14 protein-coding genes are annotated in these 24,691 nt (G+C 39.3%); 4 read left to right on the top strand and 10 right to left on the bottom strand.

Annotation, left to right across the window (positions count from 1 at the left end):
- Nucleotides 1-5 precede the first annotated feature (5 nt).
- Nucleotides 6-9,185, top strand: coding sequence for a non-ribosomal peptide synthetase (locus VF06_RS42740; RefSeq protein ID WP_099069893.1), 9,180 nt, complete (start codon nt 6-8; stop codon nt 9,183-9,185).
- Nucleotides 9,186-9,638: 453 nt separating this feature from the next.
- Nucleotides 9,639-10,505: a phytanoyl-CoA dioxygenase family protein gene (locus VF06_RS17080; RefSeq protein ID WP_099069892.1), complete on the top strand. Its 867-nt coding sequence runs from the start codon at nt 9,639-9,641 to the stop codon at nt 10,503-10,505.
- A gap of 287 nt (nt 10,506-10,792) precedes the next feature.
- Here the strand turns inward: VF06_RS17080 and VF06_RS17075 are convergent, their stop codons facing one another.
- The 6 genes from VF06_RS17075 to VF06_RS17050 all read right to left on the bottom strand — a co-directional run bounded on the left by VF06_RS17075 (nt 10,793) and on the right by VF06_RS17050 (nt 19,491).
- Nucleotides 10,793-12,868 carry a glycoside hydrolase family 10-like protein gene (locus tag VF06_RS17075; RefSeq protein WP_099069891.1) on the bottom strand — a complete coding sequence of 692 codons (2,076 nt, stop codon included), beginning with the start codon at nt 12,866-12,868 and terminating at the stop codon, nt 10,793-10,795.
- A 319-nt stretch (nt 12,869-13,187) separates the two neighbouring features.
- Entirely contained in the window at nt 13,188-13,739 is a 552-nt protein-coding gene (locus tag VF06_RS17070) for an HdeD family acid-resistance protein (protein WP_099069890.1), read from the bottom strand.
- A gap of 117 nt (nt 13,740-13,856) precedes the next feature.
- Nucleotides 13,857-14,408, bottom strand: a complete 552-nt coding sequence (locus tag VF06_RS17065; protein ID WP_099069889.1) for an alpha/beta hydrolase — start codon at nt 14,406-14,408, stop codon at nt 13,857-13,859.
- Nucleotides 14,409-14,554: 146 nt separating this feature from the next.
- Entirely contained in the window at nt 14,555-14,776 is a 222-nt protein-coding gene (locus VF06_RS17060; RefSeq protein WP_099069888.1) for a bromodomain-containing protein, read from the bottom strand.
- A gap of 367 nt (nt 14,777-15,143) precedes the next feature.
- Nucleotides 15,144-16,328, bottom strand: coding sequence for a methionine adenosyltransferase (metK, locus tag VF06_RS17055; RefSeq protein WP_099069887.1), 1,185 nt, complete (start codon nt 16,326-16,328; stop codon nt 15,144-15,146).
- 151 nt (nt 16,329-16,479) lie between these two features.
- Nucleotides 16,480-19,491, bottom strand: a complete 3,012-nt coding sequence (locus VF06_RS17050) for a cation-translocating P-type ATPase (RefSeq protein ID WP_099069886.1) — start codon at nt 19,489-19,491, stop codon at nt 16,480-16,482.
- Between the two features lie 580 nt (nt 19,492-20,071).
- On the opposite strand from VF06_RS17050, the gene VF06_RS17045 reads away from it, so the two are divergent.
- Together VF06_RS17045 and VF06_RS17040 are read left to right on the top strand one after the other, a co-directional pair.
- Nucleotides 20,072-20,533 carry a pyridoxamine 5'-phosphate oxidase family protein gene (locus VF06_RS17045; RefSeq protein ID WP_099069885.1) on the top strand — a complete coding sequence of 154 codons (462 nt, stop codon included), beginning with the start codon at nt 20,072-20,074 and terminating at the stop codon, nt 20,531-20,533.
- Between the two features lie 229 nt (nt 20,534-20,762).
- The gene (locus VF06_RS17040) at nt 20,763-20,966 is read left to right on the top strand and encodes a ChaB family protein (protein ID WP_099069884.1); all 204 of its coding nucleotides are present in this window, start codon (nt 20,763-20,765) and stop codon (nt 20,964-20,966) included.
- 16 nt (nt 20,967-20,982) lie between these two features.
- Here the strand turns inward: VF06_RS17040 and VF06_RS17035 are convergent, their stop codons facing one another.
- The 4 genes from VF06_RS17035 to VF06_RS39240 form a co-directional block, all read right to left on the bottom strand.
- Complete coding sequence (locus VF06_RS17035; RefSeq protein WP_099069883.1) at nt 20,983-21,792, bottom strand: Uma2 family endonuclease; 810 nt, start codon at nt 21,790-21,792, stop codon at nt 20,983-20,985.
- 363 nt (nt 21,793-22,155) lie between these two features.
- On the bottom strand, nt 22,156-22,851 hold the full coding sequence (locus VF06_RS17030; RefSeq protein ID WP_099069882.1) for a class I SAM-dependent methyltransferase: 696 nt from the start codon (nt 22,849-22,851) through the stop codon (nt 22,156-22,158).
- A 357-nt stretch (nt 22,852-23,208) separates the two neighbouring features.
- The gene (locus VF06_RS17025) at nt 23,209-24,324 is read right to left on the bottom strand and encodes an iron-containing redox enzyme family protein (RefSeq protein WP_099069910.1); all 1,116 of its coding nucleotides are present in this window, start codon (nt 24,322-24,324) and stop codon (nt 23,209-23,211) included.
- Between the two features lie 93 nt (nt 24,325-24,417).
- Nucleotides 24,418-24,691 (bottom strand): hypothetical protein (locus tag VF06_RS39240; RefSeq protein ID WP_218964538.1); only part of this gene is annotated, 274 nt, incomplete at its 5' end.

Below are 24,691 nucleotides of genomic sequence, written 5' to 3'. Positions count from 1 at the left end.
GATTTATGATTAACAACACTCACGATACAGATATTTCTACTATTTCCATTTCCGAAGTATTTATGGCTTTGGTAGCAGGAAATATACTAGATGAGACGTTTGAATCATCAAGAATTGGAAAACTTTCCCGGTTAACAACTACACAAAGAGACTTATATCTGGATAATATACTTCATCCGGATAGTACTATTTTTAGTTTAGGGTTATCGATAAAGTTACCTGCAAATTTAGATCGATTTATTTGGGAACAGGCAGTCAAAATTGTCTGTCAAGCAGATGACACAATTAAAACTAAATTTATTTTTTACCGAAATGAGGCTTTTCAATTTGTAGATAAAAATGCTGACATTCATTTTGAATTTATCGATATAGAACATAATAATTATCATAATTTAGAGAAAATTATCCAAGATAAAATTAAAGTCAAGGTAGAATTAAACAAAGATTATTTATTTAAAAATATTTTAGTTAAAGAACAACACGGCAATTACACTGCTATTTTAGGTGCACCTCATATTCTTTTTGATGGATATTCTGGTAAAGTTTTCTTTGAAAGAGTTGGAAAAGTCTATTTAGATTTAAAAGCGGGTAACATACCTGTAAAATTTGAAGTTAGCTCTTTTTATGATGGTGTTGAGGAGCATCTGCTGAGATTTGATACTCAAGAAATTCAGGATTATTGGCAGGAATCTTTAAGTAAAATTACTCCCGTTACGTCTTATATAAAACCGAAAGAAAAAAATAAACCTCAATCTCAAAAAATACAAATCACTGGTAATCAGCTAGCAGAAATTAGAAAATACTGCCAATTAAATAAATGTAGTCTGCCAGCTTTTTTTAAATCTGTGTATGGTATTTATTTGAGTAAGTATTTACAAGCACCAGGAGATTTTGTATTTTACGACATTATCGGTAAAAGAGAGCAGCAAAATCTGGATGTTTTAGGTTGTCTTTATCAAGTAGTTCCTATTATTATACCTGAAAATAAGCTGGATAAAAACTCCAAAATTTTGGATTATGTTGCTTATATCAGTGATTATCGCAAAAATTTGCAACATTATCAAAACATTTCTGTTTTCCTGCAAACCAAAATTATCAAAGACGAACAATTAAAATTTTTCTACAATTTTTATAACTTCAGTATTATTAATCTACCTCTGACTGAAGAACATCTTAGATTAACTATTCATAATTCCTTTGCTGATAATGAAATTCATCTGATAATTAATGATTTTTTAGAAACTTTAGAAATGGAAATATTTTATAATGAAGCTTCTTTTGTTTATATAAAAGTATTAGAGAGATTACTATTTTTAGCAAATCAGATTATTCAAAATTCAGAGTATTTTCATCAACTCAAGCTCTTGTCACCAAGTGAGAAAAAAGAGTTATTAGACAATTGGAATCAGACCAATACTAACTATGCATTAGATAAATGCGTTCATCAACTATTTGAAGCGCAGGTGGAGCGATCGCCACATACCTTAGCTGTCATCCAAGAAGCAGAAAATCACTCGGAACAATCTTCACTCACTTACCAGAACCTCAATCAGCGAGCGAATCAGTTAGCACATTATTTGCATTCCTTGGGTGTGAAACCAGATATGCCTGTGGGAATCTGTGTAGAGAGAACATTGGAAATGGCGATCGCAGTTTTGGCGGTTCTCAAAGCTGGTGCTGCTTATTTACCACTAGATCCGGCATATCCCCAAGAGCGTTTAGCTTTCATGATTGAGGATACGCAGATATCCATATTACTCACACAGCAGCAATTATTATCAGAGCTTCCCAAACATCAAGCACAAGTTATTTGTTTAGATACCGACTGGGACAAGATAAATCAATACAGCCAGGAAAATCCCTCCACAGAAGTCACAGCAGAGAATTTAGCATATATCATCTACACCTCTGGCTCAACAGGCAGACCGAAGGGTATTTGTTTAGCTCATCGTCCTTTAGTGAATTTATTGCAATGGCATTTAAACTCACTATTAACAGGCGTCCGTACCCTACAATTTGCCTCCTTGAGCTTTGATGCTAGCTTTCATGAAATGTTTGCGGCTTGGTGTTCCGGGGGAACTTTGTTTCTGATATCAGAAAACTTGCGCCGGGACACCACAGCTTTAGCTCACTTTATTCACAACCAAGAAATTGAAAAAGCGATTTTGCCTGTGGTCATACTACAGCAAATGGCAGAACTAGCTGCGTCTGGCTGGGAATTATTTACTAGCCTCAAAGAAGTTACCACCACAGGCGAGCAATTGCAAATTACTCCAGCCATTGTCAAATTATTCAAATCCTTGCCACACTGCTCATTTCACAACCACTACGGGCCATCAGAAACCCATGTGGTCACAGCTTTAACATTAGATAAGAATCCTGATTCCTGGCCTACTTATCCCTCCATAGGTCGTCCCATAGCTAACACTCAAATCTACATACTCGATAGTCAATTAAAGCCAGTTCCTATCGGTGTTCCAGGAGAGTTATACATTGGTGGCGATAGTTTAGCTAGGGGTTATCTCCATCGACCAGATTTAACTAACGAACGCTTTATTCCCAATCCTGACGCTACATCCCATCGCTTGTATAAAACAGGCGATTTGGCTTGTTACTTACCAAATGGGAATATAGAATACCTCGGTCGGATAGACCAACAAGTGAAGATTCGCGGCTTCCGTATAGAGTTAGGAGAAATCGAGACAATATTATTGCAACATCCTGATGTGCGCGAAGCCGCAGTCATAGCGCGTGAGGATGTGCCTGGAAACAAACGTTTAGTTGCTTATATTGTTTCCAACTTAATTCCCGAACGAGTACCTTACCAAAGTCTTTGCCGAGTAGAGACTGATGACAATCGGATAGTAGAACTGCAAACAGAAGATATTTCCAATGGTGGCGTGTGCTTAGTAGATGTGCCATTTAGTTGGGCAAGAGGTAAACAAGTCCGTATTTGTCTTAAGTTGCCAATAATATCAGAAGAACTTTGGTTAAATGGCTGCGTTGCTTGGAGTCGGGGTAAGCGGGCTGGTGTTGAGTTGACTCTCACACCCAGTGAAAAAGTCTTCTTTAACCAAAGCATAGACCATATCTTAGAAACCCAACATCTATGGAAAACCTTGCAGCGGACAATTAGTGGTAATCTTCGGAGATTTCTCCAACAGAAGTTACCAGATTATATGCTGCCTTCAAGTTTTGTGATGTTAAATGCATTGCCACTCACACCCAACGGCAAAGTAGATCGTCGCTCCCTACCAGTACCACACAGCAACCGATGGAATTCAGAGCAAGATTTTGTTTTACCTCGTACCGCCGTTGAGGAAGTACTCACAAAAATTTGGCAGGAAGTTTTAAACTTGCAGCACATTAGCGTCCACGATAACTTTTTCGAGATGGGGGGACACTCACTGTTAGCCACACAGGTAACTTCTCGCATTCGAGATACCTATCAATTGGATATACCATTACGGCGTTTATTCGATGCACCTTCCGTTGAGGGCTTGGCTGAAAGTATCGAAGTGCAACTCAAGCAACATCAAGAATGGCGCACTTGGGCACTAGCACCTGTAACCCGCAACCAAAACTTACCTCTTTCCTTTGCCCAGCAGAGATTGTGGTTTCTCGAACAGCTGTTACCTGACAGTCCCCTTTACAATTTTCCCCAAAGTTTTCGCTTGTTTGGTCGGGTAAATGTGAAAGCTTTAGAGCAAAGCATCAACGAAATTGTGCGGCGGCACGAAGTTTTACGCACCACTTTTGCTTCATTAAATGGGCAGTCTGTACAAATTATTGCTCCTGCTGTGAGTGTACCTATACATCTGGTTGATTTGCGTTGTTTATCTGAATTAGAAAAAGATATAGAAATTGGGCGATTGAAGATTGAAGAGTTCCAGCAACCATTTAATATCAACCGGGGGCCGTTATTGCGAGCAACCTTAATCCAGATAGATGCAGAAGAATCTCTACTGCTTTTGAGCATTCACCACATTATTTTTGATGGTTGGTCTGTGGGCGTATTGTTTCGAGAATTGACATTGCTGTATCAAAGTTTTGCCAATGGTTTACCTTCTCCTTTAGGTGAATTAAACATTCAGTATGCCGACTTTGCTGTTTGGCAACAACAATGGTTGCAAGGAAAAGTCATATCAGAGCAACTAAGTTATTGGAAGCAACAATTAGCAGATTTACCCATTTTACAGTTACCCAGTTATCGTCCCCGTCCAGCCATTCAAACTTATCGCGGGGCGCGTCAACCTTTAGCATTCTCTAAATCTCTCAGCGAGGCAGTAATTCGGTTTAGCCAGCAAGAGGGATGTACCTTATTTATGACTCTGTTGGCAGCATTTCAAACATTGTTATACCGCTATACGAGTAGCGAAGACATTCCAGTAGGTTCTTTAATTGCCAACCGTCATCATCAGGAAATTGAAAGTTTAATCGGATTCTTTGTTAACACTTTAATACTACGCAGTGATTTTTCTGGTTCTCCCACCTTCCGCCAGCTGCTCAAACAAGTCCGAGAAGTCACTTTAGAAGCTTACGCTCACCAAGATATACCCTTTGAAAAACTGGTAGAAGAACTAGAACCAGAGCGGGATTTAAGCCGCCATCCTTTATTCCAAATTTGCTTTGCGCTGCAAAATGTACCTATGCAAGCTTTGGAACTTTCTGGTTTAACAATCAATCATCGCTTGGAACACAATGGTACAGCGAAGTTTGATTTATTCCTAGAATTATTTGAAACCCCAGAAGGAATTAGTGGCTGGTTTGAATACAGTACTGACTTATTTGATGTTGCCACTATCTCTCGGTTAGGGGAAAATTTCCAAACTTTAGTTGCGGGAATTGTCGCTAATCCAGACCAGAAGATTGCAGACTTACCGCTTTTAACATCTGCTGAATGCCAACAATTATTGGTGGAATGGAATCAAACTCAAAGTGATTTCCCCCAACAAATTTGCATTCATCAACTATTTGAAGCCCAAGTACAGCGTGTACCGGATTCTGTAGCGGCGACATTTGCAAATCAACAAATAACCTATCGCGAGTTGAATGCTAGAGCCAATCAGTTAGCCCGTCATTTACAAGCTTTAGGTGTAGGGCCGGATGTATTGGTGGGGATTTGTTTAGAACGTTCTTTGGAGAAGATTGTAGCTCTGCTGGGGATTCTCAAAGCTGGTGGGGCTTATATACCTCTAGATCCAGCTTATCCCCAACAGCGTTTATCTTTAATGCTGTCAGACTCCCAGCTATCAGTACTTTTAACCCAGCAACATTTGTTGGCACAACTTCCCGAACATCAAGGGCAGATTGTTTGTTTGGATCGAGACTGGCAGGATATTACAACACAAAGCCAAGATAATCTCGATGGTAATGCTAATTCTGAGAACTTAGCTTATGTAATCTACACCTCCGGTTCCACTGGCAAACCGAAGGGTGTACAAATTATGCACCGTTCTGTGGTTAATTTCCTCCACTTCATGGGTCAGCATTTGGAACTGACAGAGCAAGACATACTGCTTTCGGTTACTACTTTATCCTTTGATATTGCCGTACTCGAAATTTTCCTACCCATGACTCTCGGTGCTTGTGTGATGATGGCCAGTCGGGAAGAGGCTATGGATGGCACAGCGTTAATGGCAAAATTAACCAATGGCGTTACCGTCATGCAAGCAACCCCAGCCACTTGGCAACTGCTTCTAGAAGCAGGTTGGCAAGGCAGAAAAAATTTAAAAATCCTGTGTGGCGGGGAAGCTTTGCCGAAAAAATTAGCTCAACAGTTGCAACAGCGATGTGCTACCTTATGGAACCTTTATGGCCCCACTGAAACTACCATTTGGTCAGCAACATATAAAGTTGTATCTGAAGACGGACAAGTTCTAATTGGTCGCCCCATGGCCAATACTCAGTTTTATATACTTGACTCTCAGTTACAACCCGTGCCTGTAGGTGTACCAGGAGAACTCTACATTGGTGGTGCTGGTTTGGCGCGTGGTTATTTCAATCGTCCTGACCTTACAGATGCTCGATTTATTCCTAATTTATTTCATAAATCACAAGCAAGCGATCGCCTTTACAAAACGGGGGATTTAGTTCGTTATCTCCCCGATGGCAATATCGAGTATCTCAGTCGTATCGACCACCAAGTAAAAATTCGTGGTTTCCGAATTGAATTAGGAGAGATTGAAGGGGTTTTGGCGCAACATCCTTCAGTGAAAACAGCTGTGGTCATAGATCGGGAAGATGTACCTGGACAAAAGCGTTTAGTGGCTTATGTGGTGCAAAATCAACAAGATGAGAATGCTCCATTATTAGCAAATTGGCAAACCGAACACCTTTCCCAGTGGCAAACAATTTACGATCAAACCTACAAACAAACTACTAAGGAAGAAAACCAAGTATTCAATACTATTGGTTGGAACAGTAGTTATACGGGTTTGCCTATTCCCGCCGCACAAATGCGTGAGTGGGTAGATTGTACTGTTGAACGCATTCTTTCTTTACAACCAAGCCAAGTACTAGAAATTGGTTGCGGTACGGGTTTGTTGCTATGCAGAATTATTTCCCATTGCAGTAAATATTGGGGTACTGATTTTGCACCGGAAGCACTGCGACAAATCCAACGGCTGCAAATGTCCCATCCAGATTGGCCGCAACTGACTTTGTTACCCAGACCGGCTGACAATTTTGCAGGTATTGAAGCTAATACCTTCGATACGGTAATTATCAATTCGGTAATTCAGTATTTTCCTAGCATTGACTATTTGCTGCAAGTTTTGACGGGAGCTGTTAATGCTGTGGAGCCTGGTGGTTTGATATTTATTGGAGATGTACGCAGTCTACCTTTACTAGAGGCTTACCACACTTCTGTAGCACTGTATCAAGCATCATCCACACTTTCCACAATCCAATTACAAGAGCAGATTCGCCAACGCCTTAACCAAGAGGAAGAATTGGTAATTCACCCAGACTTTTTTCGGGCATTGCAACAACATTTGCCTAAGATTGGTCGCGTGGAAATTGAACTCAAACGGGGTCAGCATCACAATGAAATGACAAAATTCCGCTACGATGCAATTTTACATATAGGAACTAATAGCGATGACACTGTTGGAATTACTTGGTTGGATTGGCAACAGCAACAGCTAACTTTGTCATCTGTTCGCCATCTGTTATTAGCAACTCAGCCAGAGATTCTAGGAATTAAAAATGTACCCAATGCCAGAGTAATTCAGGAAGTGAAAACTATAGAATTGCTCAATAGCGCAGATATGCCGAAGACTGTAGAAGAATTGCGATCGCATTTAGAACAACTTCCCCAAATTGGTATCGATCCGGAAGAATTGTGGAATTTGAGCGAAGATTTACCTTATTTGCTGCATATTACTTGGTCGGAATCGAGTTTAGTTGATTGTTACGACGTAGTTTTTAGACATCGCCACAGAGAAAAAGTTGAAGGGGTAGCCACTGCTGATGAAGATGCAGTTTCTATTCAACCTTGGAATTACTATGCCAATCAACCTCTACAGAGCAAATTTAGCCGCAAAATAGCAGTGGAACTCCGCCGTTTTCTGGAACAAAAGCTACCGGAATACATGGTGCCTACAGCCTTTGTATGCTTAGAGAAATTGCCACTAACACCTAATGGTAAGTTAGATCGGCGATCGCTACCTGCCCCAGATCGATCCAGAACCACCCTAGAAGCTACATTAATTAAACCTCGTACTCCTACCGAAGAGAAAATGGTTGCTATTTGGACTAAGGTATTGGGTAGCGATGCTGTGGGAATTCAAGATAATTTCTTTGAACTCGGTGGTAATTCCCTATTAGCAACTCAGTTAATCATGTCTGTACGAGAAACTTTTCAAGTAGAACTGCCAGTCAGATGTATTTTTGAGCAGCAAACCATCGAAGGACTCAGCCAAATTCTTGAAAAACTCCATCAACAAGACACTACTGTTCTCAATACTGTTGTTAATCTCCAAGCTGAAGCTGTACTCGATGCAAACATCTATTCTCCGACAGTATTTACTCAGGATATCACTCAGCCAAGCCATATTTTCCTCACAGGAGCAACAGGCTTTTTAGGTGCTTTCTTAGTACATGAATTACTACAGCAAACTCAGGCAAAAATATATTGTCTGGTGCGTGCTAAAAACGAAACTGAAGGTTTTAAAAGACTAAAGGAAACCCTAGAAAAATATTTAATTTGGGATGCAAGGCAAAGCTCTAGAATCATTCCCATACCAGGAGATTTAGCTTTATCTGGTTTTGGTATCTCTCTAGAGCAATTTGAAAAGTTAGCAGCACAAATCGACGTTATTTATCATAGTGGCGCTCAAGTCAACTTTGCTAAACCATATTCTGTAGTTAAGGCAGCAAATGTTCTTGGTACGCAAGAAGTTCTGAGATTAGCGTGTCAACAAAAAATCAAGCCAGTACACTACATCTCAACAATGGCTGTTTTTGGGGCAATGGCTTGTTTAAATGGAATAGATATCGTTTATGAGGATGATGATATTGATAAAAGTGAACCTTATCTTTCTCAAGAAATTGGCTATACACAAAGTAAATGGGTGGCTGAAAAACTTGTTTGGATTGCTAAATCTAGAGGAATCCCTGTAACAGTCATCAGGTCGGGATTTTTAATGGGTCATTCCCAAACTGGTGTAACTAATACAGATGATTTCATATCGAGATTAATTAAAGGTTGTATCCAAGTAGGTAGTTTTCCAGAATTAATTAATCAAAAACAAGATTTAATTACTGTAGATTATGCTAGTAAAGCCATTGTCACAATATCTCAAAAGCCAGAATCTTTAGGAAAGGCTTTTCATATAGTACCTTTACCATCAGAAAACATCGATTTAATTCAATTATTTGAGTTGATATCGGCTTGTGGATACCAGCTTCAGAAAGTACCCTATTCTCAATGGACAGAGAAGTTAATTAATCAAGCTCAGTATTCCCAATCAAATCCTTTATTCCCTCTTTTGCCTATGTTCACCGAAAAAGTGAATCAACAAGTAGCTGCTTGGGAGCTATATCAAAATACTGCTGATTTAGACTGTCGCAATACACTAAATGCAATTGCTGATACGTCTACCAGATGTCCATCAATGAATACAGAATTAATTAGGAAATATTTAAATTATTTCCAAAGTAGTGGATTTTTAAATATGTGAGATATGGCAATCCTATTTTAGTTGTGAACAAAATCGGTGTTGACTGTTCACTGTTGATTGTCAACGGTAGTCAAATAACAGTCTTAACATGTTATTTTTTGCGATTGCTAAACAGGGAATAGGAAATAGTGAAGAAGGAAGAGGAAACCCACCTTTTAAAGCGTGGGTTTGTAATAACTGGGCGTTGCATGTGAAAAAAGATTTTTTTAAGGTGCGGCTTTGAAGTGATAACTACAGTTGCTTATTATTAGTGCCTGTTTCTTAACTAGAGGATTTTTGTAAAAATCAACAGTTAAGTACTACTCATTAATAAATAAATCAATCAGAGGTAATGCAGGTATTTTTGAGTAGTTAAACGCTTCAATTATACATGAATAATTTAAGTATTTTCGACAATTTTACTCAAAATCAAAAGAGTTAAATTTGAGTTGTTAATAGATTTATGGTTTTAATATGTATCTAACAGAAGAGCAATTATCAATATACAAAGCCCAAGGATTTCTTGTATTGCCAGAATATTTCTCTCGTGCTGAAATCGAGGTAATGAAAGCAGAATTATCTGGTTTATCTGTAAAAGATTCACCTAAAAGAATTTTAGAAAAAGATGGTAAAACTGTGCGGTCATTGCACGGTGTCCACACAAGTAATAATGTTTTCAATTGTTTAACACGACATCCATTTATTGTTGAACCTGCGATGCAAATAGTTGGTAGTGAAGTATATATCTATCAATTCAAAATTAATATCAAAGCAGCATTTAGTGGCGATATTTGGAAGTGGCATCAAGACTATATTTATTGGCGTAAAGAAGATGGAATGCCAAGACCACAAGTAGTCAATGCCATGTGTTTATTAGATGATATGAATGAATTTAATGGCCCCCTATTTGTAATTCCTGGCTCTCATCGAGAAGAGATGATTGATGTTACAGTTCATAATTCTAGAGAAACATCTAAAAATGTTCATAATTCTAGTGACAGTCCTGGATGGATGTCGAGTTTTAGTGCTAATTTAAAGTATTCTCTAAACCAAGAATTAATTACCAATTTAGTCTCAAAATACGGAATAGCTTTTATCAAAGCTGCGGCGGGTTCTGTAGTATTTTTTGATAGTAATATTGTCCATGCTTCCACGAACAATATTTCGCCATTTGGGCGTTCCACAGTAATTATTACTTATAATAGTATTGAAAATATTCCTTCTCCAGTAGTTAAACCCCGACCAGATTTTCTTGTTAGTCAAGATTATCGGCCTGTTATTCCTTTAGCATGTGATATATTATCCGAGCATTCTATTACCAAAATCTCTAAACTCCGATAAAGCATAAATTTTTAGTCGAATTTCAGCGCCTATTTATAATCCAATACGGTGCAGATAAGTCAGAATAAACGAACCGCAAAGGTACAAAGAACGCAAAGAAATAAGAGTTTGAGAGGGTTTTTGCGTAAGTTTTGAAAGGTGTTTATTATATCATGTTCGTCTAATTACTTATTCAAAAAATTCTCCTTGTCCCCGCGTCGCCGTGTCTCCGCGTCAGTCTACATGATAAGTATTCAACCGGACATGATATTACTAACTGAACGGTATTGATTTATTGTTATCTGGATTTAACTAACTGTAATCACCGTTCCTAAACTTTCATTCCCCAGCCTATCCACTGCACACACGGCGTAGGTTCCTGCTTGTTGGACGGTGGCAAAGGTTGTACCAGCAGACAAAATTCGTTGAATTGTCCAAGTATCATCGCTGGTTTGCCGATAAAGGGCCCACGAACGAACAGGCTGATTATCTCCAGGCTGCCAACTAAGTTTGCGGTTATTGACTTCTAGTCCAGTAGGTGCAGTGGGTGGTGTTGTATCTAGCCAAGACATACTAGGAGGTAGGGCAGGTTTGTTATAAAGCACACTTTGGAATCGATCGGCTATGCCTTGACTATTTTCTCTCAAAACACTGAGATTAAAGAAAATATTGCCTAATGATAAGTTTGCAGTTTGACTACGACTAATTTTCACTTGCTTTTCAATTTCATCACTTTCTCGACTTTTGTTGCTTGGTTCTGTGAGATTGTTGCCTGCATAAACGTGTCTTTGCTTTGTGTTGATGTCTGTCCACCACTTTAATAATGCAGAATAACTTTGTTGTGGTTGGTCTGTGCGCCAGTAAAGTTGAGGCGCAATATAATCAATCCAGCCTTGTTCTAGCCATTTCTTGGAGTCGGCATACAGCACATTGTAAGCATCTAAGCCAGTAATACCAGAGGGTTGTCCGGGGCGATAAATTCCAAAGGGGCTAATACCAAATTTCACGTGGGGTTTAGTTGCTTTAATTCCTTCGGAGAGGCGTAGTACCATTTTGTTAACATTATCCCGTCGCCAGTCACCAAGGCTGAGTGTACCACCAGCTGCTTTGTAAGCGGCGTAGGTTTTTTCATCGGGGAAAGATTGTCCCTCTACAGGATAGGGGTAGAAATAATCATCTAAGTGAACGCCATCAATATCATAGCGTTTCAATACATCGAGAATTACGTTGTAAGCCCTGTCTTGGACTATTTTCAGTCCTGGATCCATCCAGCGTTGAGTTTTCCACAGATAAACGGTTTCTGGATTGGTGACTGCTATGTGGGGATAGACGGTTTTAGCTGGGTTAGTGGAAGTACTGGCGCGGTAAGGGTTGAACCAAGCATGAAGTTCAATATTGCGCTTGTGACATTCTGCGATCGCAAATGCTAAAGGATCGTAAAATGGTTCGGGTGCTTTCCCCTGAGTTCCTGTAATCCAACCACTCCAAGGTTCTAATTGAGATTCATACAAAGCATCGCCCTCTGGCCTGACTTGGAAAATCAGGGCGTTGAAGTTCAGTGCTTGTAATTTAACGGTAATTTCTGTGAATTCAGCTTTCTGTTGCTCAACAGAAAGTCCTGTTTTGGAAGGCCAATCACCATTCCACACAGATGCCACCCACACTCCCCGAAATTCTCTGGTATGATTTAGCTTCACCTTACCGGGAGGTATCGGTGTTGGTGTTGGCGTCGGTGTTGGTGTGGGTGTTGGTGTTGGCGTCGGTGTGGGTGTGGGTGGCACCACGAGGTAACTAGAGGCAATCTTTTCTGTTACACCTAAATACACCAAAGCTTGATAAACAATCACAGCCACATCTGCACGGGTAGCTGCAACATTGGGACTAAGTAATTTCAGATTTGGGAAATTTACTACTAATCCCGCACTAGTGGCAATAGCTATCTGACTTTTGCCATATTCAGGAATTTGAGCAGCATCTTGATAAATTTGTCCAAGATTAGAAACAAGGTCAGGTTTTATTTTTGTGGCAATTTCTAAGCCTGATACTAAAGAAACTAAAACTTCTGTTTTGGTAATTCGGTTAGCAGAACGAAAGGTTTTATCTGGAAATCCGCTAATAAATGCTTTTTCGTAAGCTGTTTGAATGGCTGCTGCTGCCCAAAAACTACTAGGTACATCAACAAAGGGGACATACTGCCGTTTCTTAACAATTGTTGCAAATGCCTTAGCGATGATGGCGGCGAACTCAGCACGGGTAAGCGAATTATCGGGGCGATAAGTGCCGTTGGGCAATCCACTGACAATATTACGTTGGGCTAAGGCTGTGATAAACAAGCGTGCCCAATGGTTTTGAATATCTGAGAACGGAGTAGAGATAGATACCATTGTTGAGATTGCAGCTAGCTAGCCTGGATTTTGATTACCTTTGTTAATTTAGCAATACCAGAGCGATCGCTGCTGCAATATCATGTAAACTTTTTAGTGCCTTCATTGGGCTTTTGCAGTCTTGGGAAAAGGGAAAAGGTGAGCCAGCGCGGTCTTGGGGGTTTCCCCCATGAGCGACTGGCGAACCCCGAAGGGGTTAAAGGGGAAAGGGAAAATACCAAACCTTTCCCCCTTCCCCTTTTCCAGATTTCTCTTAGAAGTCTAATGTTCTGGGCGTCTCCGTGTCCCCCCGTCCCCGCGTCTTCTTATCTCCCCAGTCCTACAATTCATTCAAGGCAGAACGCAGATTCAATGACAGCATGAGGCGGGAAATGCCGGTGAATAGAACGCTGACACCAACTAGTGTTCCGAGTAACCAAGGCGCATTGAAGGGCCACTGAAACCAAATCATTGCACCTAAGACCAGTGTGATAATGCCGTTCACTAATACCCATGTCCAGTTTTGTTGCCCGCGTAATTGGAAGGCTAGAATTAACTCGAATGTGCCTTCAGTCAACAAAAAGGTACCAAGCAGCAGGGTTAGTGTGAGGATGCCTGTATAAGGATAAGCCAATAGCATGATGCCGGTGGCAATATACAGTCCGCTTAATAAAAGTTTCCAAACAAAACCTCCGCGATCGCGGGTTTGGGAGGCGTAAACTAATTTTGTAAATCCAGCAAAAGTTAAAATCGCTGCAAACCAAGTTTCCGCAAATATGGTGGTGAATGTAGGTACTGCAATCCCAATGATGCCTGCAACAATTAGCAGAATACCAATTATTAGCGAACCATTAAGTTGTTTTTTAATATCTTGAGATACATCGGTTGTCATACAAATTCTTTCCTTATGCTTAGATTAAATTCTGCAATTATGTTAGAGAACTTCTAAGTCATGGGGTAGAATCTTGAGGTAGACTCATGGGTATTAAATTTCAGCACTAACTACCTATCAAAAGTTGTCTGCAAGAGTGCTTAAACGTTCATAAACAACGATGAGACGATCTCCTTCTAGTTCCACAGAGGTACTAGGATAATTTTGAATAGCTCCCAGTAGTGTCACTTCACCATTTTGCTTAATCGATTCACTTAAAGCAGTTCGCAGTGCTTCTTGGTTTAGTTCTCCTGTGGGGGGATGAACTACTTCGCCAATTTGGTTAACTAAAACTGGCCCTGCCCAACTGGAGAGTAAGTTATTTAAAAAAGTGCGATCGGCTTTGATTCCAGCTTTGAGGGCTTTACGAGCTAATGCAGGTTCTTGTTGAGCCGCCTGCAAATAAGCGGTTAAGGTAGGGGTAGTTTTGCCCGTGTCTGCAAATTCATTTAATTCTTGAACAGATATTGGCCCTTGAAAATTGCCATATTTTAAAATAACTTGCTCGGCAGCATCAGCATTATTGCTTGAAAATAAAACAATAGCACCTACACCTAAAGCTAAAGTTTGAGAAATAAACTTAGTGAGTTTTTTTGTGTTCGATTGATTGAAAACTTGAAAAATCTGCATTATTTTATCGAAGTTTTTATTTATATGGACGCTGCATGGGTAAAAAATACCCAAGGTATTATTCTACAAAATTTTTGGTAGGCATAAATGATTAAGGGCGTACAGCTGTACACCCCTACAGCCAACAAAAATTTTCCGAAACGGTATTATTTTTGAATTTTTTGATTAGGCGAACCAGCATGAGGTAATATCGATTTTTCTTCGTCTAAGGTTGGTGCAGGTATACCTAAATGCTTCCTGGTGGCTTCTTCAGCTAGCTGTCGGTCTTGTTCTGTCTCGAATTGACTTTCGTCTAACAAATGAGGGTTTTTTACCGCTTCATCTCGGCTTGGGCGATAGCCGTTTTTCCACTTATACTTCCAATCCATTGTTTAATAAACAGATATACTGCAATTTGATTTCCTTGTTATTCATCCTACGCGGTTGATGTCAGATGACACTCTTGCTTTGGATTGAAGAGGCTCATTCAAAGGGTATAAATTTAATGAAATTTGAGTAAAAATACTTGATGCAACTGAATTTACTAGATTAGAACGCTACAAGCTCTCAATCAGATACGGGATATGATTAAGTCTTGTTAGTATTAGCTATTAGCGATCGCTGCTTTGTTTCATGCAAAATTCCGTCATTACGAGCAATAGGGAAGTAATCCCCCCTGACGCTGGGATTGCTTCCCTACACTCCGTTACGGTCGCAATGACAATATCGGCGTTGCGTAAGTCCTAAATCTTTCTTTTAAAAAACATCAACTTTATCTAATTTTTCCCAAGGTAATTCTAAATCCATCCTTCCTACATGACCATAGGCTGCAAGTTTTCGATAAAAGCAACCTTTATTTAATGAAGGCAAATGTCTTAAATTAAATTGTTTAATAATTCCTGCAAGTCTAAAATCAAAATATTTTTCTAAAAGAATTGTGATTTCTTCATCTCCTATTTTACCTGTACCAAAAGTTTCGACTTGCACGCTTACAGGTCTGGAAAGTCCTATAGAATAACTTAGTTGTACTTCGCATTCATCTGCTAATTTTGCCGCGACGATATTTTTAGCTGCATAACGGGCGATATATGCTCCTATTCTATCGATTCTAATTGGATCTTTACCGCTTAAAGCTGAACCACTATGTTTGGAATATTCGCCGTATGTATCTATGGCATTTTTTCTACCAGTTAACCCAGAATGAAGCCCAGGGCCTCCACGAATAAATGGCCCGTCTGGATTAATAAATATTCTTGTCTGTGCATCTGGTTTAATATCTTCATTTTGAAATACAGGGGAAATTACTGTTTCTCGAATATCATCCTGTAGTTGCTGTAATTCTGGTTTTGATGCTTTATTTTGACTGGCAATAACTGTAATACTATGAATTCTATATGGGCGGCGATTTTTATATTCAACTCCTATCTGAGTTTTGCCATCTGGAGTCAGGTATGGAAGTATTTTTTGGCGTCTGACTTGAGTAATTTGTTTAGCAAGTTTGTGGGCTAGCCATATTGGTAAGGGCATAAAACTCGATGTTTGGTTGCAGGCAAATCCAAAAACTGTTACTTGATTATTAACGGTGATTTTTTCGATTTCTGCATCAGATAAAGTATTTTCATCAAATAAATGGTGTGTATCAAAGGGTAATTCTCTGAGACTAGTTAAAATACTGCACGTTTTACCGTTAAATTCTTTATGCTCATAACCTACTTGTTCGATTACTTGTCTGGCTATATTAGTAAAATCTACGTTGGTGTTGGGTTCAAATCTGGCGGCGAGAAAAACGATGCCTGTAGATACTGCACATTCTGTAATTACTCTGGAATATGGGTCTTGTTGTAAAAAGCGATCGACGATCGCATCGCTAATTTGGTCGCAAAGTTTATCAGGATGTCCTTCGGTTACTGACTCTGATGTAAACATGAAGTCTTTTTTCATAAATATTTACCAATGCAATTTGGGATTGGGATTTTAAAGTATGGAAAAAACGTAGACGCAAAGCAAGGCTACCGCTAAAGACACGTAGACCGGAAATGGTTTCCTGCAAGGTAGGATGCCGAGTAAGAATAGTTTTAGAAAGTTATTGTGTTTAGGTTGACAGAGATGATTGAACGGTGTTTATTTGTGGTTGGATTGCTGGAAGGGCGAGTCGATCTGAGGTAGAATCTTTTGTGAATTCATTGACTAATAATGGCAGTAAAGCACTACATCCGATCGCAGCACTATCTACAATATTAAGTGGGGTAATTTTCAAAATATTCCTCAAGGGAGGAACAGCGATCGCTAAAAATTGGATGGCAAATGAGCCGATAATGCCTGCATTTAAGTAGGAATTATTTGGCAGTTTTTCTTTACTAAATATGCTATGTTTTTCTGAACGACAGCTAATTGTGTGCAGCAATTGTCCGCTAGTTAAACTCATAAAGGCAATGGTGCTTGCTTGGGGACTAATGCCATATTTGAAGATGGCATAACTGTAAGCTGCTAAGGTGCTGAGGGATAGCGTTCCTGATTCAAAGACAATTCTGGCAAAATCGGTGTTTTTAATAATTGGTTCGTCGGGGTTGCGGGGTGACTGACTCAATACTTCTGGTTCTGGTGCTTCTAAAGCTAAGGACAATCCAGGGAAAATGTCTGTGACCAAATTCAACCACAAAAGTTGGATGGCATTTAAGGGTTCGCCTATACCTAATGCCGTGGCGGTGGTCATGACCATGATTTCACTGAGATTTGTGGCTAACAGAAAATGCACTGATTTTCTAATGTTGTTGTAAATCGTGCGTCCTTGACTAACGGCAACAATCATGGTTTCTATTCTGTCGTCTTCCAGGACAATATCTGCAACTTCACGCGCGACATCAGTACCGCCTTTACCCATTGCTACACCAACTTGGGCGGCTTTCAATGCTGGTGCATCGTTAATACCATCGCCGGTCATGGCGACGACTTTTCCGGCTGCTTGCAATGCTTGGACGATTTGCAGTTTGTTACTGGGACTGATACGGGCAAAAACATCTACTTTGTCACTAAGTGCTGTTAATGCCTCCGGTGTCAAATTATTCAGGTTTGTAGAATCGAGAATTTCTAGTTGGGGGTCTCGATTTAATTGTAATTCTTTGGCGATGGCATAAGCTGTTGGGCTTTGATCTCCAGTAATCATCACTGTATCAATACCCGCTTGGTGAAAATCACCAATCAATTCTTTAGCACCTTTTCTAATGGGGTCAGCCATACCCACAAGACCCAACCAAATCAAGTCTGATTCGTAATTTTTTTTATTTTTCCTTTTACTGATATGCTTGTAAGCTAGACCAAGCACCCGCAGGGCTTTTCCTGCCATGCGATCGTTTTCGATTTCCATCGCTTGTTTGTCTTCTTCCCTTAAAGGTACTATTTGCCCATTTTTTACCCACTTTTGGCATATCTGCACAACTTCGCTGGGACTGCCTTTGACGGCAATCAACTTGTGGCGATCGGGAGTTTGATGAATTGTACTCATGATGTTGCGATTTTCTGACCGCAAGTTTGTTTCTAATAAAAGATATTTTTCTCGAAGTTCAATGACATCTACCCCAGCGCTAATTGCCATGTAAATTAAGGCGTTTTCTGTTGCCGAACCTGTAACTATATACTCGCCATCTTTGTCTAAACTGATTTGTGTTTCATTGCACAGAACTGATACATGAATCAGCTTTAATAATTCATCAGAGGTATAGGGATTAATTTTCTCTTCGCCAGTAATAAATTCTCCATCAGACACGGTAATGTGTTTATTGTCTGCATATATCTCCACCACAGACATTTGATTTTCTGTTAATGTCCCGGTTTTATCCATACAAATTGTCTGTACGGAACCCAATGCTTCCACAGCACTTAAAGTGCGAACGAGGACGTTATTTTTCCTCATATCTTGGATGCCTAAGGCTAAAGTTGTAGTGGCGATGGTGGGTAAACCTTCGGGAACCGCAGCCACGGCTAGGGATATGGATGATTTGAGCATTTGTATTAAACCATATCCCCGCAGCACTCCCATACCAAACACTAAACCACAGATTCCCATGCCAATTAATACTAGTTGGCTACCAACTTCATCTAGTTGTTTTGCAAGAGGAGTCTGGATTGCTGTAGCTTCGCCTACCATTTGTTGGATTTTGCCCATTTCGGTAAATTTCCCTGTGGAAACAACAGCAGCCAGTCCTTGACCGCTAATGGCAAAAGTTCCTTTGTAGATCGTATTTTGGCGATCGCCCAAGGGAATATCCTCACCACTCAAACAAGCAGTAATTTTGGTAACGGGAATACTTTCTCCTGTTAAGGCAGATTCATCAATACTCAAATTATCAACTTCTATCAGTCGGGCATCTGCCGCTACATAACTACCAGGTTTGAGAAATAAAATATCTCCTAAAGCAACATCTTCTGTGGGAATTTCTATTTGTTTACCTTCTCTAATTACCAAAGTTGATGTTTGTTCCTGATTTTTCAGGGAATGAATGATTCTTTCTGATTGGCTTTCTGTGATATAACCAATGGCTGCATTTAAACCAACAACACCCATAATTACCACAGCATCTATTACTCCACCTGTAAGAATGGAAACTCCAGCAGCAACACCAAGCAAAACTACAGGTAAAGATTGGAATTGCTCAATTATAATGTCCCAATCAGAACGAATTGCTCCTTGGTCTAGAACATTAGCGCCATATTTCTGAAGATTTTTAGCAGCAGATTCCCTTGATAATCCTGATGTTTTTGAAGTATTTAATAATTCTAGGACATTATTGACCGTCATTAAATGCCAGTTTTCTAACTTTTGTTCCTGAATATTGGCAATTATTTTTTTATTTGTGTTTGATTCTTTAATGGTTTTGGGATAATCTAATAATGTCTTTTTAATTAAAATACTAATTTGATTGTGGCTAATATCTTTGTTAAAATTTACTAAAATATTACTGCTTAATGGGTTGGCATAAACATAATTTATCCCTGGTTCTTGAGAGAGCGATCGCTCTAAATATTCCTTTAATTCTTGTGAACGATAGAGTTCTTTTATTTTGTATCTAGCTCTCCCTTTGATAGTGGTATGTATTGCTTTAATCACAGCAATGGTTACTCCTAATTAATGCCCCTAAAAAATTACCCTACTTTATATCAGTATTTTCATGAAATTTGATTGCTATATATATTCATAGCCCAGACCGACAAGATAAATCTTAAAATCTAAGCTTAGTTAAATTAATCGCTGCATTCATCAGTCTAAAGTTACACCCACAAATTAAATTGATTGTCAAACCGAGCAAATTTATATCTAAAGAAATAAGCTTAATAATTCGATTTATGCTCTACAATTACTCCAGAGGTAGAGCTAGATACTGGGTATATTGTGGTTAAATATCCTTCTAAATTAATATTTCTATAGATATAAACCAAAGATATTTTTAGTAATATAATTCACCCTGTAGACTCACGCGATCGCAATTAAAATTAGTTAATAATAAGAAATAATTTTTACATATCAGGCTGACGCAAAATTATCTTGGTTAGCGTCTTAAAACGATAAGTTTAGGACACCTATGAATAAGAGTTTCTGAGATTTTTTGCATCGGTCATATATATGTGAAGTCAGCCTAACTGTAGTCAAAAGTCACATTCTATAAATTCCCAAGCAAAAAGTAAGGACAATGACAACTTCTATAGACCACGAAAAACAGATTCAAAAATTGGATGAACTAATCAAAAATATTGATTATGGCATGTTTACCACAGTCGATGACGATGGTAGCTTGCATAGTTATCCGATGTCAAAAAGTGGCGGGATTAATTCTGATGCCACAATTTGGTTTTTTACCTACTCCGATTCTCATAAAGTGACCGAGGTTGAACATTATCCGCAAGTCAATGTGAGTTTCGTGTCATCAGAACAACAACGATTCGTTTCTATTTCAGGTAGCTCCCAAGTTGTAAAAGACCGCAACAAAATGCGAGAACTTTGGAAACCAGAGTTGCAAACTTGGTTTCCTAAAGGACTGGATGAACCGAATATTGCTTTGCTCAAGGTGAATATTAACCAAGTCAATTATTGGGATAGTGTTTCTAGTTTTAAACCTCAAAAACTGAACTTTTTGACACCATCAGCTTTTTAAGGGGACTCATTAATTTGTACCTCTACTGAGGAATTATTATTGAGTTATGTCTTATTGGTGTGACAAGGTTAAAATAGGGCATTACAAAATTCACAATAAATTTTTATTGCATTAATTTAGGCTTGTCACACCACTATATTTTCACGTTTATTGTTAACTGTAAACGGTGAGCAAATGTGTAAGTTAAATGCAAAACAGCTTATTAGTTCCGAATTAGGATTATTTGTTTATGCCTTATCAACAAATTCAAGATTTACCAGATTCAGTAAAAAATAATTTACCTCAGCACGCCCAAGAAATTTTTCGGGCTGCTTTTAATAGTGCTTTAGAAGAGTATGGTGAAGAAGAAAGTGCTTTTCGTGTTGCTTGGAGTGCTGTGAAACGCGATTATGAAAAAGGCGATGATGGACATTGGCACAAAAAGCCCGAATAACTCAAGCAGTATAAAGCTAATCTACATCTGGTTCAATGCCAAGCGATCGCAACTGCGCTATCAACCTTTCAGCCCGTTGTTTTTCTTGTTCAGCACGTTGACTTTCTTGTTCAGCACGTTGTTTTTCTTGTTCAGCACGTTGACTTTCTTGTTCAGCACGTTGACTTTCTTGTTCTGTAGCAGTCAATATCCAGCAGCCTGTCCAATCGTACCAGCGTAACCAAGGCTGTTCTACATCTTGATAGCGTCCTTGCCATACACCCAGTCCTAATTGCAATTCTGGTATCCAGAAGCGTGAATCTGAAAGTGCTACTTCAGCATAACGGGCCCCATTTAACTTAAATACTCTGAATTGATATTTATAGCGATCGAACACTACATAATAAGGAATACGAAGAATCTGTTCGTAAACTTCCCATTTTCCTGGTGGTTGCTCAATATCGCGCAACGTTTGTCCCAAGTCTTCTTTTTCAGTGCTTGGAGACAGCAACTCAACGACGATAAAAGGATCGACTCCTTCTTGCCAAACTACATAGCTTAACCGTAAATCTCGCTGTTCGTAGAGACGAGAAACACCCAAAACAGCAAACCAATCTGGTCGCTTATGCCACAGTGGATGGCGTGGGTCATAATAAAGATTCAAATCGCTAGCAACAAATATCTCGTCACTGGAGTAATTTTGCGGACGAAAGGTTTCGTCTAACAAACGAGGTTGCAACAAATGAAACTGATCCGGCAAACCAGGCTCCTGAGGATCTTCACTAGGAAGATCGTACATGGTTGGCAAGACATCTTTTGGCGATCGCGGTGGGTCAGTTTGATACATCCTAAAGCATTCTCGATGGTAAAACTCTCAAACTCGATTACGATCCAATCAAAATTTTATCAAATAAATGGGTCTAAAACCCCATCTTTCCAGGATGACTAAGAAATGGAGTTTCAACCAAGAGTCAAAGGGACTAAGGGAGCGTTCACCCACTTTCTTGTGAGGTTTGTACCTCCAGTCCCCTCTTTTCCCTGTCTTATCCCAATAATAATTATTTACTTAGGAGTCCTAAATGAGAAAGTGAAATCTTGCCGCCCAATCAATCAACAATGAAATATTACGTGTTAGGGTTATTGACTATTAACAGTTAACAATCAACAGTCAACACCTATATTGTTCACAACTCAAATACGATTGCTCTCTTCATAAACTAGTCATTACCTGGGCTAATTCATTAGATAAATCAATTCCACAATCTTGGCACTTTGCAAATAATACACCAGCTAAAAAGTAATAATCACCAGAATAAAAGGCTTTTTTGTGTTTGCGTAATTTTTCTATATGATTTTTCACCTTCGGTTCAGAACTATAATAACCGAATCGCAAAGGTAAAATCATAAAATTTTCCACGCAATAACCATTTTCTTTGGCTACTTGCAGCGTACTTTTGGGATTAGAAAAACTAGAGACTAAAAGCAAGACATTTTCATAACCCAACGTCAAAAGGTCGTTGGTAATTGCAGCGCCATCTATGCCTCCAAATAAAAGTGGCATATATATATCATTGTCTGGGGCTGGTAGATATGGCGGATTAGCTATCAGATAACTGGCATCATGTTGAGAAGATGCAAACAAAGATGAATTATGGATGACATATTTATCATTGAGATTGTATTCATCAATAGTTAAATTTGCTGCTTTCCATGCAGAAGTATTTAATTCAAATCCCTCAATTATGCCATCAAATTTGTTTCTCAACAAAGAATTAATAACAGGACTGCCATCTCCAGAACCAAACTCAACAATGGATTCACAATCTTGACAATTTCTAATGACAAGATTTTCTAAACAGTTAGAGTAGAAATTAGATTCTTCAGGACAAAAAAAGATGTTTTTCATTTGACTTTAACTCAACAATAAGGTATGATTGTTTCAATTCAGACAATTCGTTACTTAGTATAAAAGCAAGAACAAATTGTTCCTTAAGCAAAAAAGTATCTGCTAAGGAAATTAATTAGCAGGCAAATTAGGAATAAAATGGTGGATAATACCAAATTAAAATCCTAAAAAGACTCTGCTATTTTTCCAAAAATAGAATTCACGAACCAATAGCCAGAATTTTGCAAGTAAACTCTGTCTTATCGGCGGATATGGCTTGCTTATCCGTAGAAATATTAATTCGGTTGAAATTGCCCGATAATTAATTCTGAATTCTGTATTTTGTATCCTGCTTTAATTTCTAATTTTTGGGAATTTTTACATAACTAAAGGAGCTTGTTCTGCTTGGCGTATCGATCGCACCACAGCACCGGCGGCGCGATCGCCCATTAATTTTTCTTGGTCGTAGCCAAGTACGAGTTCCCATGCATCATTGGGATATTGTTCTGCTAATGGCAAAGCCACATCATCTAACATCCAACGTCCGTGGCGTTCATCTTCCCTGATGTGCAGTTCCCAATAACCCATCGCTGCTTCTGAAAGTTTTAGTCGTTGCGCTGCTGCAAGATAGTTTTTGTAAACCGCAGGCCCGACCACCTCAAAATATGTCAGCGCCCCACTGTAACGTAGAAAATAGCGTTTGCGTTCAGTCATCAGAAAATTATGATTAGCACAAGCTAAAACTTCCCAAGGTACTAAATCAAAATATCCTTCTGGTTGAGTATTCATTTCAAATTCAGCAAGCATTTGGGCAAAAAATGTGGAATGCTTGCGAGATAAACGACCATTACCGTATTCTTCTAGTAGCACACGCACCAGCGTACATTGCACTTCATTAGCACTACCACCTAAAACGCGGGAAAGACGGCTAGCTTCTACCAAGCCATCAAAAGAAGCGATTGCTAGCAAATGACAATAGCCAGTTTCGCTCATTTCCTCCCGGATATAGCGACTATCAGCCGATAAAGGCGGATTCAAATCTGCTGATGCACGTTCAATTAAAGCTTGTTTGACATCCAACTGTTGTAGTGCAGCTACATCCAATTGTGCAAGTTCCCACTTTTGCCAAGCAGCTTCAATTAAGTCGCGACAAGAGTACAAATAAAGCGATCGCTCATTGATGTAATTATGGAAATCATCGTACCAAAATAGATTTAGCCGATTAATTCGATAAAGTATCCTTTGGAGAAAAAGGTGAGCTTGCTCATCATCGCAATCGGTTTCATAGGCAGCCTTAATTGCCATAGAAAGCGTCTGTTGAAACTCATTTCCCTTTGCAGGTTTAATATCTAATTGAGCATCCAAATTTTCCATTGCCAGCAGTTCTATAAATTGCTGCTCGGCACGGTCGTACTTAGTACCCGTTGTTTCTTCTCTTTGCGTAATATTTTTCCTAACCCCAAACTTAGGGAACACAACTGAATTGCTTTGCATGGAATCTTCTGTAGCTTTATCAAAGTGAGAAATTAATTTCACTTCTAATACCTAAGTTTCCACACTAGTAGCCTTCTGTACCTCTTTCCCTGGTTATAAACAAAGATTAAGTCTAATGGGGCATGGGGCATTGGGCATTGGGCATTGGGCATTGGGCATTGGACATGGGGCATTGGGGATGGGGCATTGGGGATGGGAAGAGGACAAGGTAGACAAGGTAGCAATCTTTCTCCCTTGTCTCCCTTGTCTCCCTTGTCTCCCTTGTCTCCCTTGTCTCCCTTGTCTCCCTTGTCTCCCTTGTCTCCCTTGTCTCCCTTGTCTCCCTTGTCTCCCTTGTCTCCCTTGTCTCCCTTCCCTTGTCTCCCTT

Origin of the sequence: Nostoc linckia z4 (genome assembly GCF_002608075.1) — a bacterium.
GTDB lineage: Bacteria > Cyanobacteriota > Cyanobacteriia > Cyanobacteriales > Nostocaceae > Nostoc > Nostoc linckia.
Note: the sequence above shows the minus strand (reverse complement) of the source record. Positions and strands in the feature narration are given on the sequence as shown.